General features: G+C 32.4%; 13 protein-coding genes. 2 read left to right on the forward strand and 11 right to left on the reverse strand.

Going from position 1 to position 12913, the window contains the following annotated elements:
• Positions 1–57: 57 nt before the first annotated feature.
• The 9 genes from HN587_02020 to HN587_02060 form a co-directional block, all read right to left on the reverse strand.
• A complete protein-coding gene (locus HN587_02020; GenBank protein MBT7902608.1) occupies positions 58–1518 on the reverse strand; it encodes a hypothetical protein in 1461 nt (486 codons plus the stop codon).
• A 30-nt stretch (positions 1519–1548) separates the two neighbouring features.
• Positions 1549–2979, reverse strand: a complete 1431-nt coding sequence (locus tag HN587_02025) for a hypothetical protein (protein MBT7902609.1) — start codon at positions 2977–2979, stop codon at positions 1549–1551.
• Between the two features lie 44 nt (positions 2980–3023).
• On the reverse strand, positions 3024–3602 hold the full coding sequence (locus tag HN587_02030; protein MBT7902610.1) for a hypothetical protein: 579 nt from the start codon (positions 3600–3602) through the stop codon (positions 3024–3026).
• A 92-nt stretch (positions 3603–3694) separates the two neighbouring features.
• Entirely contained in the window at positions 3695–4615 is a 921-nt protein-coding gene (locus tag HN587_02035; GenBank protein MBT7902611.1) for a hypothetical protein, read from the reverse strand.
• A gap of 16 nt (positions 4616–4631) precedes the next feature.
• Positions 4632–6122, reverse strand: a complete 1491-nt coding sequence (locus HN587_02040; protein MBT7902612.1) for a hypothetical protein — start codon at positions 6120–6122, stop codon at positions 4632–4634.
• Between the two features lie 10 nt (positions 6123–6132).
• Complete coding sequence (locus tag HN587_02045) at positions 6133–7455, reverse strand: hypothetical protein (protein ID MBT7902613.1); 1323 nt, start codon at positions 7453–7455, stop codon at positions 6133–6135.
• Between the two features lie 159 nt (positions 7456–7614).
• Positions 7615–8766 (reverse strand): hypothetical protein, encoded by a 1152-nt coding sequence (locus HN587_02050; protein MBT7902614.1) that lies wholly within the window; start codon positions 8764–8766, stop codon positions 7615–7617.
• 269 nt (positions 8767–9035) lie between these two features.
• A complete protein-coding gene (gene bcp / locus HN587_02055) occupies positions 9036–9500 on the reverse strand; it encodes a thioredoxin-dependent thiol peroxidase (GenBank protein ID MBT7902615.1) in 465 nt (154 codons plus the stop codon).
• 67 nt (positions 9501–9567) lie between these two features.
• The gene (locus tag HN587_02060) at positions 9568–9822 is read right to left on the reverse strand and encodes a 2Fe-2S iron-sulfur cluster binding domain-containing protein (GenBank protein MBT7902616.1); all 255 of its coding nucleotides are present in this window, start codon (positions 9820–9822) and stop codon (positions 9568–9570) included.
• A 205-nt stretch (positions 9823–10027) separates the two neighbouring features.
• Here HN587_02060 and HN587_02065 point away from each other — a divergent pair, with 205 nt between their 5' ends.
• The gene (locus tag HN587_02065) at positions 10028–10549 is read left to right on the forward strand and encodes a class IV adenylate cyclase (protein MBT7902617.1); all 522 of its coding nucleotides are present in this window, start codon (positions 10028–10030) and stop codon (positions 10547–10549) included.
• A gap of 118 nt (positions 10550–10667) precedes the next feature.
• Positions 10668–11189 carry a DUF4202 family protein gene (locus HN587_02070; GenBank protein MBT7902618.1) on the forward strand — a complete coding sequence of 174 codons (522 nt, stop codon included), beginning with the start codon at positions 10668–10670 and terminating at the stop codon, positions 11187–11189.
• Here the strand turns inward: HN587_02070 and HN587_02075 are convergent.
• A complete protein-coding gene (locus HN587_02075; protein MBT7902619.1) occupies positions 11145–11819 on the reverse strand; it encodes a TIGR01906 family membrane protein in 675 nt (224 codons plus the stop codon). The two genes, HN587_02070 and HN587_02075, sit on opposite strands and share 45 nt — an antisense overlap.
• On the reverse strand, positions 11816–12775 hold the full coding sequence (locus HN587_02080) for an FAD-dependent oxidoreductase (protein ID MBT7902620.1): 960 nt from the start codon (positions 12773–12775) through the stop codon (positions 11816–11818). The genes HN587_02075 and HN587_02080 overlap by 4 nt, the downstream gene beginning before the upstream one ends.
• Positions 12776–12913: the final 138 nt, after the last annotated feature.

Below are 12913 nucleotides of genomic sequence, written 5' to 3' on the forward strand. Positions count from 1 at the left end.
GATTATTTTTTGATTTTTTTTTGATAAAAATTTTAATTAAATTTGATTAAAAAATGTTTAATCATAATTAGTCATAAGATTAGTTGGTTCTAACCCCTGTCGCTCCATTTCAGATTTTGAAATCTCACGATGTCTAAACGTTTTTGGCAAATAATGCCAATGAGATCCCTCCAATGCTTTTCCTAGTCCTGTCAGTAAAACATTTCTCGCAGTTTCTAAATAACTAATTGCTAATGCCTTGCTAGTACTGTTATCAATAAAACGATCACTTTGATCTAAACAAATACGTTGCATTCGACCTTTACCTTGAACAAACTTATGTTCATACTTTTCAATAATTACTGGATGATCAAGATGAACTCCACGATGAGTCTTACTAACTCGAACACCAACATGACATGCATCAAACTTGAAATATTTCTTAGTAGTTCTATGATACAAAACATGCTCGGGAACTGCCATTGTTAAATAATGCTCTCCACTCACAACTTGAATTCCAACACCATGCGGAATTTCATAAGAACCTCCAGATTCAACAGCAGTAAGCACATCTTGAAACAACTTTCTTCGTTTTACACCTTTAAGCTGAGCAAACTTTTCAACACTTCCTTGAATTGCACTAACTTGCCACCCAGTTTTTAATTGTTTAATCAATTCAGATTCAAATGTTTCAACATCACTTACAAGTTCAACACCATATTTTCTACCACCAACTGCTAACTCAACAAAATCAGTTCCAGGTTCTTGGTGAAGAACATAAACTCCCCCATTAAAAATCATAAAATTTTTTGATCCAACTAACTCTTGAATTAGTTTGACATTTTTTGATGGTGCTTTTACAACTACATCTTTTTCTCTAGTATAAAATGATTCAACTGCATGTTCAATTCCCCCTGCATGATCAGTACCTGCAAGTTGCTTTGTCAACTCACCAATATAATCTTCAATAATATCTAAATTATCCCCCAAATCTGCAACAGTTTCAATTCTACCTGAATCTCCAACTAGTTCTGCGAAACGTTCGTCATCTGCAATCCCTACCATTCCTAAATAATGTGAAAAGATTTGATTAACTACAAAATCCAGAACTTGATTTTGTTTTATTCTATCACTAACATCTTCTACATTGAATTCTTTAGCTAATAACTCATCAACAAATCCTTCACCCCATGAACTAATAACTTCGCTGTTAATAACTCTGTAAAGATCAATCATACCTTCAAGAGATTCAGATTCAATTAACTCATATTGTCTACCTGCAAAAGATAATCTATCTGAAACTGCGTTAAGTTTTGACTTTGGAACTGCAGGAACATAACTTTGTTGACCAATAACTACTAAACATCCCTCACTACCAATTTCATAAAATAAAGATCTGGGAATTTCGTAATCAAGTGCACCTTTAGCACCTTTTTTTCTTAATCTTCGAATAGGAGCTTTAGATTTTCTTTTTGGCAGAGCATCATCTACAGGTTCTGTTTTTGTACCTCCAAAAAATCTGTCTAAATCATCATGCATTATAATCACCAATTAAAATTTTAAATTCAATCATTTTTTCGCCATTAAATTTGTTGGATATAATCCCAACCCATCCATTTCTTGTTTTGTTATTTCTTTATAATCGCAATTTCTTGGAATGTGAAAATGATCCCACGGAGTGTCTTTATGACCAAAACCAGTCATTAAAATCCTTTTTGCATCTTCTAAAAACGTAATTGCTTTTTCAAGATCAGTCCTAAATGTTTTATCAAAATTATATTGCCCCATACACCATCCATGATCAAACTGATCTCTCGTTTCAGACGCATTAATATGACAAGGACGTTTAATTTGAATTCTGCCCTTGCTCGAATATATTCGAACACCAACTTTTGATGGTTGAAAAAGGAAATATTTATTTCGCATTTCATCACGAACTACAAATTGAGGAATATCATAAGTTAAGTACCATTGATCTGCATACTTTTTTACCCCAACTCCACTAGGTAATTTATATTCGCCATTTTCAAAAATTTCTTTAGCTAACTTTCTCTTGTGTAGCCCTTTGAGCTTTTTGAATTTGTCAACACCTGATTTTATTGCTTCAATTTTTAGAATCTCAGAAAGTCTATCTTGGTAGCGCCCTTCAAATTCTTCAATCGAACAATGATGAACAAAAGTATACCTAATCCCTCCAATCACTAACCCAGGATTTGAATATTTTTTATCTTGTAATATAGTATATACCTGCCCATTCAAAAAAATAGCCTTTTCAAAACCTAGCAAATCACTTAATGTATCACTTAATTCTTCGGTTTCTGCTTTAATGCCTGGTTTTCTTTGTTTAACCCCTAATAATTCATCAAAACGATCTTGCTGCGTAAATCCAACTTCAGACTTAACACCCCTAATTAATTGATCAATAATTTCATCAATAATTTCTGAATCTTCACAAGTTTCAAGTTCACCAATTTGGACTTCACCTTTTGCACCAACTAACTCACCAATATGTTCATCTGCAACTCCAGTGTAATGTTTGAAAACTTGATTGACAACAAAATCCAACACAAGATTGTCTTGAATTTTTTCAGTTAAATCTTTAACAACATCAGTACGCGCAACTAAACTTTCAACATACGAATCACACCAAGATTTAATTTGATCTTGATCTAAAACTCGGTGTAACTTCAAAAGCCCCGGAACAGTTTCTTCTTGTTTTAATCCATAAGTTCTATTCCCCACAAATAAACAATCAGTTCCAGGTTTTGCATCAACCACTGGCACGTAAGTTTTTTTTTTATCAACAACTAAACACCCCCTCTTTGAAAGAGTGTAAAATAATGAAGGAGGAAAATTAAATTCGTTACCTGCCAATTTAACTTTTTTAGGAGCTTTCGCTAATTTAACTTCTGTCTCATCAACATTTTTTTTCTGATCGCAATCTTGTGATTCTTTAACTGGAATTGCCATAAAAAAACGATCCAAATTATCTTCTGACATTTTTTACACCATTTAATTATCTAACATAATACCAAGTTCATAATTTACAAAAACGAATCTTGCCTAAATTCCGCTCTGCGAGCAATACTTGTCACAATTAATTCTAAATCAATATTCGCACTTTGTTTTATTTTATCAAATTTGGTTTTAAATTTAGCTCTTTTTTTTTCTACACGACGAGGTTTATGATATTTTTTAGCTTCATAATCGATTGATTTTTCAACTAGTTCAACCAGTTCACCATATAAGTCAACACCATTTTGCCTATTTTGGTTAAGTTCATGATACAAAACTAACACTGTTGAAACTTGTTCGCCTGTTGCTTCAACAGTATAATTCACACATTGTTCAAATTCATATTGGCCCTGTAATTCTTTAACAAAATCTTGTATATGAGAAGATTTTTCATCCTCTGTTTTTAATTTTTGATAAGAATCATCACGAACTAAATTCCATCTAACAATACATCCCTCATAACCTCCAGGAGTTTTCACTGCAATTTTTAGTGGACATGCACAACCAGCATAAATAATAGAATCTACATCGCCAAATCTAGCATATTTAGCTTTTTTTTCAGGACGAACATGAATTAATTCCCTGTTTGTTACTTTTCCCCAAATCATTTTCTCCACCGTTGATTAAATTTAATTCTTAAATTTTAATTTCATTAACAAAAAAAACTAAATTTAAAAAAATAAAAAAAAAAAAATTAAAACTATCTTTTCTTATCACTCGCACCTGCTTTTGCACTTGCTTTATCTTTCTTGTATGGATTTACCATTTCAGGAAGATCTGGTCTTTTTCCAAGTTCAATTTGGTGCAATGCAATTTTATACTGCGCCATAGTTTTATGAAGCTCTTTGTATTTTTCAGCAGGAAGTCTATACTTCAATAAAGTTTCACAACCATCCAATACATGTTCTAATCTTTGAATGTCAGGGAAAACATCTTCGCCACCGACCATACGATGATACAATGCAGAGATGTCATCATTCATTTTACCGTATGTTTTTCCTACAAGAGTAACATATAAAATTTCATCTTGTTCGTCTTCTTTGATTTCTCTTTCTTTTGCAGTTCTTAACACATAATGTTTAATATCCCCAATAGGAATATCCCTATTCGAAACCATGTCTTCTAAATGTGCACGGTAAGATTCATTACCAGTTTCAGACAGAAAAATATCAACAAACATACAAGCACGTAAATCCTCGACGTCTTTACTTTGTTCAACTCTAGGAATAATAACTTCATTTCTCAGAGTCATCAAAAAACTATCAAGCACCATCAAATACATAGGATTAATACTAGATAATTCACCTGGATCCTCAGTTCTTAACGAACCAGTACCTTGATTTGTCACTATAATTCCTGCAAGTCCTTTTACTCGCCCATCATATGATTGCCCACCCTCTTTAGTTGCACCCATATAAATTGTAGGTTCCAATTCTTCAATACGAGTATCGGCATCTCCTCTCATCATATCTAATAAATCAACTCCTTGTTCAGGATCCACTTTAGGAATTGGTGCATCCGCAGCTTGCGTTTTAACACTAGCTAAAACATCTGCTGGATCAACAGTTCCAGCACCAACACCGTCTTTTAGTTTTTTAGTTCCATCATTTTTTTTAGTCATTTTAAATCACCCTCACTTAACTAAATAATTTAATTTTTTTCTGATACCATTTTTGACCGCCTTTTTTACTTGCGTCAGGTTCATATCTTAACTCACGAGTTTCATGGCAATTACAAGCAACGTCGCTAGCCAAAGCATACATAACTGTTTCAGATCTCGCATCATAAATTTCAAGACCCCCTTCAACATCACCATAAAATTCAGGCGCAAGTATTTTCAAAATCTTACCTGCCACCATACTACCAATAACCATGTTACTCATTACAACACTAGATTCATGTGCAAGCAAACAACCTGCACGCTGATCATGCTCATCAGCCTTTTCATCAATTTTTATTGCACATTCTAAACACTGTGTTTTTTGCGGCACGTATGCTACTGCTTGACCATTTTTGAATGAAGTACCACCGTCAACATACGGAATTGATGTTACAATCGCAAATTCATTTAACACACTACGAACACGCTCGGAATCAACTCCCCCTGCAATTACGTCGTATGCTCTTTTTGCAATATATTCTGGATCAACTAAAGTCATGCCTGCCTTTCTATCTTCAGGCGAAAGTTCATGACCAATTTTACCAAAAATATATTTTAAAACAACTTCAGGATTAATTTTACCTACAACTTTAAGAAAACCATCTCCCTTAAAATCTCCGACGGAATCGTAATAAAACCATTGCCTATTAAGATTAGTTTCTTCTACATCATCATAATCAACACCGTGAATTGCACCTACATTTTCTAAAGCAAGACCTAATGTGATGTAAACACCCAATGCACCAAGACCTGCTTCCAAAACTTTTTTACTTTTTAATGCTTTAATTCTTGAAGCATCATCTAAGTCTGCAAGTTTTTCATCTTTAATGAATGCGTAATCCACTCTCGCAGGAACAACATCTTTTTCGTCAAGTTGAAAACAAAGTTTTCTATAAATTTCACAAGCAATTCCACCCATTACCCCACTAGTAATTGCTCCTTGATTTTGTCCTTTAAAATCCAATTGCAAATATTTTGGATCGAGAGGATCATCAGTTTCTGGATTAAAAACTAAAATTTCTCCACGAGCATGATTAGTTGAAGTTAATATTAATTTCATTCCATGTTCCACTGCATATTCTAAAGCTACTTTTTTTGAACGAGGATCATTAGTTGCATCTAATAAAACTCCTCGCTTTGGCAAATATGCTCCTGATTGTTCATGAACTAATTGAGTGTGAACTCCAAATACATCAATATCAGTATTTATTGCACTAACTATTTCTTCTAATGCTCTAGCTCCACTTCTTCCTTCTTTTGCATCTAAGTGCAGAAATTGTCCTTTAACTTTTTTGTCAACACGAGAATTGTCAACAACAAATAATTCCCCCACACCTAATCCTGCAGCCCCCACTAAAACATACTGAGCAAGAGTATCACCGCCAATAACCGTCAAAGTATTATTGTCAATTAATTCTTGCTTCCAATTTTCAATTTGAGTTTGCCTTGCGGCTCTATTTCCAGCCATAATAATCACCCTATAATTTTACATCCGATTCAATTGGATCTTCTGATTCTTTCGCAGCGCCCAATTTTGGTTCTTTAACATTTAATGCTTCTTCAACGCCAGTTGGTTCTTCAACTCCTTTTGGTAAGTAAGTTTCCCCCGGAATAATTTCTTCCGGACGAATAATTGTTACCCTAATTGGATTTGGATTCACTGGTCCCTCCATGTTTTGCACTAACTCATCAACAGATATTGGTTGTTCATCTGAACTTATTACACCTAATCCTGCGTTTTTACCATCCATTAAATCAGTAGTTTGTTGAATTAAAGGAAGTGCTGATTGAGTCGGTAGTTCTTCAGATCGTAACTCTGCACCAGATTCAATAATTGTACCAACAGGTTTTGATTCACCAACAGGTTCATCACCACTTACGATTTTAACTGAACCTGCAGGGGTTGGATCGATGGATCTTTGATCAACTGGTTTTTGAACATAAACTCCAGACTGAGTTTTAACCCATCCACCACTTGGAGTGTGCGTAGTACCACAACCCAAACCAACCCACACACAACGATCAAGATCTACTTCTCGTTTTGCTTTTTTTACAAGTTCTAGTTGAGACTTTGAAACAGCATAAGTTTTATCATCTGTAAACCCTGCAAACCCAGTTGGATTAATAAGATACGCATACTCCATAGGAATAAATCCTTCTTTTGCCAGAGTTGTTAATTTACTAAAAGTTCCATAAAAATCAATACCCAAATCAACAGAAAAACCTAATGGCCTAACTTTATCTGCAAATAAATTAGGAACACCCATAACTAGATGTTGATAAACTAAATCTAACTGATTTTGAACCTCACGCATTACTTGATAATATAATTTTCTTGTAACACTAAAATCAGACGTTACATGTTCTAATTCATCACCAATTAAAAGCTCAATATTTCTCGCACAAGAATATACCGGATCACTTTTTAACAACGCCCTACTACGAAAATTTAAACTCGCTAATTCTTTATCTGAAATAGCAGGATCTTTTCTTTTTTCAATATCCCTCATAAATGGAATCATACCCAAATAGTAATTAACTGCAGCTTCAATTGGAATTTCCGTATCGAACAAAGGCGTCGAAACTTTAGCAGTCCCCTCCAACCAAATATAAGGACCATCAGAATCATCCATCAAAAAAGCAACTCCTGATTTATCATGATGCGGATTAACTGGATTTTTAACAATACGAGTAATTTGTACTTCAGAACACTTAACTTCAGGAAAATCTAGCCCTAACTGTTTTTGTACTAACCAAACTTTGGTTCTATCCCACAGATTAGATATTATGCCCTTTCCCAATATTTCACCACCTAATAGAAATAACAAAAACTTTTATTTAATATATAAGAGTTTTGTTTTTGGGCGAGGTTATTTATAAATGAATTAAGAAATGTTAAACACCTACAAGGAGCATTTACTCACGATTTACTCATAATTTACTTATGACTTACTTAGAATTTACTTATAATCAACTTTTTCTACAAGTGCCTCAGAACCAGTACAAACTACCCGCACTTTATCACCTTGTTGAAATGGCAGAATTTCATGCATATCACCAATAATGCTCACATCTGCTAAATGCATAAGGCGATAATGTTTATGTCCCAAATATTGGGGAACTTCACGCGGAATAATTAAAGCTCGCAATCCAGAAAAATTATTAGTATAAGGAAACGTTCTCAAACCAATGCCACCATTATTATCAATAAGTTTAACACAAAAATCTCCATTTTGCTCAGCAAACCGGTCCTTTAACAAACTCTCCTCAACTTCACCTTTAAGCGCCCAACCATAAGTAAGTTCAATTCCTTCAGGCTTAGTCATGCCAAAAATATGCATCAAGGGCAAAGTTAAATTCTGTTTAAATCTCACATGAACATCAGATTTAGGTTCAATTTTATAATCTCTTGGCGATTCAAATTTTTTGAAAGTTCTAAATTGCAGAACATGAACATTACCACCCTTATCAACCACAAACTCCATTTGATGCGCGTACTCAGAATCTAAAACACCCGATTTTTCTGCTTTTTCAAACCACTCAATAACTTCTGGCTCCCATCCATGTTTAGCCCAACTAGATATTACAGGTTTTTTACCACTAAATAACACAGGATCAATAAATCCCGTACGAGCATCCAAATAATTCATAACTACAGTTTCAGGATAATGTGGATGTCTAATACAACTTCCCAAATAGTTCCAATCAATTTTTTTTTGAAACATAATAGTTATTCTATCATCAAGATTTCCTTGTTTATGAATTCTACAAAAGTCTTTTAAATCAGAATCTCCTCCAACTTGACGAATTCGTTCTGCCACCTCCACAAACGTATCTAAATCACGTATTGGAAGTCCATCACCATTACCAATTGTTGGAAGAACATCAATCATAACCCCATTTCCAAAATCAACATAATCATCAGGATGACTCCCCCTGGCAACATTTAATTTACCAGGTATTACACCAATATCTTCTGCTGAATCGCCACTGCGTAAAGAAACAAATAAAGGAATAGGCATATCTTTTAGAACTCTCCTCATAGCAATTAAAACTCCTGCCTTACCACCATGAGAATATATTAATTCTTTTGTTGCTGTTGGAAGTACCATTATTATCACTCAAACATTGATTGCACCAGTAGCTTACATTAGTAGCATACATTAAATTGATTCCAAGTCTCAACAAGAAACCCGCCACACCCTTCGAAAGTTAGGTATGTAAAGCATATTTATAAATTTAATTCATATAAAAACAATAGAACGGATAAAAAAAAGTATAGATTAGAATATAACTTTTTAATAACTTATCCAAATAAACTAAGTACTTTCTTAAAATTAACTAACTGAGTTATTAACTGCACTCAGCTTATTTATTAAAATTAACTAACTGATTTCATATATTCTAAAACCGCTTCAGGATGACTAAATGGCTTCACTTTAGGATACACTTGAATAATTTTTTTTGATTTATTTAAAATAAATGTTGTTCTAGTAATACCCATATACTTTTTACCCATAAAACTTTTTTCACCATAAACCCCATATTTAGCAGATATTTTAAATTCAGGATCTGAGAGCATAATCAATTTTAATTTATGTTTTTCACAAAACTTGAGTTTTGATTTTGCGTCCCCTCCTGAAATACCCACAATAGTCGCATTTAATTTTTTAAATTTTGCAAGCAAATTTGAAAAACCAATTGATTCTAACGTACATCCAGGAGTGTTATCTTTAGGATAAAAAAAAATCACAACATAATCTGAATCCATTTTATTTAATGAATGAATTTTAGCATCTTTATCTTTTAATGAAAATGCAGGCGCTTTAGAGTTTAATTTTAACATTTTTTTACCTCACAAAAATTAAGTTATTTTTAAATTCACATTTTAACAGTTTTTGTTCAATTTGTATTTAAAATTTAATTTTTATTTCTCCTTTTTTAATTTTGCACATGCAAGCAAACCGATGATTTTTTGTCAGACCAAAAACTTTCTCTTGATCAGTTACTGGTTCTAAATTTTCTTGACCTTCTAAAACTTCAACCACGCAAACACCACAAACTCCACAATGACAAGATAGAGGCAGACCCATTTCCCCGCACGCATCAGCAATTAATGATCCATCTTTAAGCTCTATTGTTTTGTTGCTCAATTTAATCTTTGCCATTTTTAACACCTCATAACTCAATACTAATAAAATACAATTTTTGAGTTTAAAAATGTTCCCGCATTAAACTATAAGACTTGGAAATCTTCACAAAAAATAAACAAGTAAATGCGCACACAAATAAACACACAAATAAACACACAAAATAAGTAAACAACTGCAAGTTAAAAAAACATTTATTAATAAGCTCAAACTATTGATTTGCATGGGACACATAAACATTGAAATCAAAGCAAAATCAACCAATCACGAAAAGATTCGAAAAATATTGCGAGAAAAGAATGCAGAATTTAAAGGAGAAGATCACCAAATAGACACATACTTTAAAGTAGAATCTGGGCGATTAAAACTTCGCGAAGGAAACATAGAAAATTATTTAATATTTTATGAGCGCGAAGACAAAGAAGGTCCAAAACAATCTAACGTAATTTTATACAAATCAAATCCAAATTCAACACTAAAAGAACTCTTAATCAAATCTAATGGAATTTTAGTTGTTATTGATAAAACCCGAGAAATATACTTCATAGAAAATGTTAAATTCCATCTCGACATAGTTAAAGACCTGGGAACTTTTATTGAAGTTGAAGCAATAGATAAAGTAGGAAACATAGGCCGAGAAAAACTACTAGCTCAATGCCAACAATACTTAGATTTGTTTGAAGTTGCAAAAGACGATCTAATATCAGTTTCTTATAGTGATTTATTATTAAAAAAAAAACAGTAAATTAAAAAAATAAGGAATTAAAAAAATAAGGAATTAAAAAAATAATAAATAAAAACTCAATAAATAAAACCAATCCAAAATGAATGATTTAATAAAAGTTGAATAAGAAGTAAAACAGATCTTATTACAATCACCCGCAAAAACAGACTGGAAACATGCGCAGGGTACCAAAAATTGGATTCTTAAACTTAGACCTGATGCAGATTTTGCACTTCAAATAGCAGCATTAGCGCACGACATAGAAAGAGGATTTTATAAAAAAAGTAAAGAAGATGTCAAAGATTATAACAAACATAAAGCCGAACATGCAAAAAGAAGCGCCCAAGTAATTAGTGACATTCTAGTTAAACACAAATTTGATGAAATATTTGTAAAACGTGTTGCAAAATTAATATTACTACATGAAGTTGGCGGAAACCCAGAATCAAATGATTTACGAGATTCAGATAGCATTTCATTTTTTGAAGATAATTTAGAACAATATTTTGAAAAATTTGGAACTGAAACTACCATCAAAAAAATAAAATATATGTTTGGACGAATGAATAATCAACACAAAAAACATTTGCTAAATTTAACATATCCCAACACCAAGTTAGATTCTATTTTTGGCGAGATTGTTAGATCTTATAAAAAATAAACTCAACATCATAAAAATAATTGAGTTTAAAAAAATTATAATTACAATTCTTTGAAAAATATTTAAGAAAAATTGAAAAGGATAAAGATTCACAATATTTTCTGAATCCGCATCAAATGTCCAAGAACCTTCTTCAAAAAAAACATTATGAAACTTCGTAAATGAAGAATCAAAATTTACTAACATAAAAAATCCTGCTGCAATTAAAATCAAAGTTAAAATAGATCCACCTAAAAAAACACCATTCAATGATTTGAAAAAGTTAGGTTTCAAAAAATAAAGTATTGCAGATAAAATAACAAACAATGCAACCCCCCCATACTTTAATGCAAATAATTTGTTGAATAAAACTTTAACATCCAACATATGATCAATTTCTTTTTGATTAAAAAACGATCTAGGAAGAGCAGGATTTGATCCTTTAAGATAAGTTATAACTTGAGTGTTAATTAAATTAATACTGACTTGGTCGTTATCAGGAAAATTATCATAAACACCTAATTCATTAAATTGCGCGACATAAAACGACTCATCAAACGTTGTTTTTTCCAAACTATCTGAAACTAAAATAATTGGAAAGAGAATAATTAGAAAAATAATAATTAAAAAAGAGAAAATAAAATATTTCATTTTTTGGATTTTGATGCGCGAATAAATTTGAATGCACTACGAGCTGCCAATGCACCTTCGGCTGCCGCAATAACAATTTGATTAAAACCACCACTACCTGTTGATATGTCTCCTGCTGAAAAAACACCCGGAACATTAGTTTTCATTTCTGAATCAACAACAATCCTATCAGATCTTTCATCAACAGTAACACCTAAAGCTTTTGCAAAATTTGAAAGAGGAATTCCTCCAATCTCAATAAATAAACCATCCATTTCAATTTTTCTTCCAGAATCAAGTTCTACTCCCTGCAACATAGGGCTACCATAAAACTTAACCACATTGGACTTTGGAACAAGTTCAACTTTAGAGTCGTTATGTATATCTTCTGCTCTTGCAGGTTCTGTTGTAAGATTATCCTTTCGGTAAATAATATAAACTTTTTTAGCAATTTCAGATAACATTTGAGTTGCCATTGCTGCAGCATCACCCGCACCTACAACACCCACCACTTTATCTTTGAAAAAGAAACCATCACAAGTTGCACAATAAGAAACTCCTTTTCCCTCATAATCTGCTTCTCCCTCAATTTCTAATTTTCTCCTCTTAGTTCCTAGCGCAATCAAAATAGTTTTACCAAGATAAGATGTTTTGTCAGTTTGAACTCGGTAAACTTCTACTCCCTCAGAAGTTGTTTCTTTCATCACTTCTTGAATTTCTTCAAATATAATTGGGACTTTAAATTTTTCAACATGATCCTTAAATCCATCCATTATTTCAATTCCCGATCCAGTTTTACCTGGCCAATTTTCTATATCATGAGCAGTTGTTGCTATCCCACCTGGTTCTTTACCAATAACTACTGAGTCAAGTTTGTACCTAGCAGCATAGATTGCACAAGTATACCCTGCAGCACCCGCACCCATAATTACAAGATCATAAACTTTATTTTTTGAATCAACTGAATCATCAGACATAAAAATCACCTTTATTTATTATTAATTTATTATAAAATAGTTTTGAGTTATCATTAATTAGTTTAAATCATTATTAATTTATCACTTATTAATAAAATGAAGATAAAAAAAGAAGTTTATATTGTTTTCTGAAAACTG

The organism is Candidatus Woesearchaeota archaeon, from assembly GCA_018675335.1.
Classification (GTDB): domain Archaea; phylum Nanobdellota; class Nanobdellia; order Woesearchaeales; family UBA11576; genus JABJCP01.

What these genes read in the sequence shown, in the direction of transcription:
- HN587_02065 (MBT7902617.1), top strand. Translation starts at nt 10,028, where the DNA reads ATGGGACACATAAACATTGAAATCAAAGCAAAATCAACCAATCACGAA.
- HN587_02035 (MBT7902611.1), bottom strand. Translation starts at nt 4,615, where the DNA reads ATGACTAAAAAAAATGATGGAACTAAAAAACTAAAAGACGGTGTTGGT.
- HN587_02030 (MBT7902610.1), bottom strand. Translation starts at nt 3,602, where the DNA reads ATGATTTGGGGAAAAGTAACAAACAGGGAATTAATTCATGTTCGTCCT.
- HN587_02040 (MBT7902612.1), bottom strand. Translation starts at nt 6,122, where the DNA reads ATGGCTGGAAATAGAGCCGCAAGGCAAACTCAAATTGAAAATTGGAAG.
- HN587_02050 (MBT7902614.1), bottom strand. Translation starts at nt 8,766, where the DNA reads ATGGTACTTCCAACAGCAACAAAAGAATTAATATATTCTCATGGTGGT.
- HN587_02080 (MBT7902620.1), bottom strand. Translation starts at nt 12,775, where the DNA reads ATGTCTGATGATTCAGTTGATTCAAAAAATAAAGTTTATGATCTTGTA.
- bcp (MBT7902615.1), bottom strand. Translation starts at nt 9,500, where the DNA reads ATGTTAAAATTAAACTCTAAAGCGCCTGCATTTTCATTAAAAGATAAA.
- HN587_02020 (MBT7902608.1), bottom strand. Translation starts at nt 1,518, where the DNA reads ATGCATGATGATTTAGACAGATTTTTTGGAGGTACAAAAACAGAACCT.
- HN587_02075 (MBT7902619.1), bottom strand. Translation starts at nt 11,819, where the DNA reads ATGAAATATTTTATTTTCTCTTTTTTAATTATTATTTTTCTAATTATT.
- HN587_02025 (MBT7902609.1), bottom strand. Translation starts at nt 2,979, where the DNA reads ATGTCAGAAGATAATTTGGATCGTTTTTTTATGGCAATTCCAGTTAAA.
- HN587_02060 (MBT7902616.1), bottom strand. Translation starts at nt 9,822, where the DNA reads ATGGCAAAGATTAAATTGAGCAACAAAACAATAGAGCTTAAAGATGGA.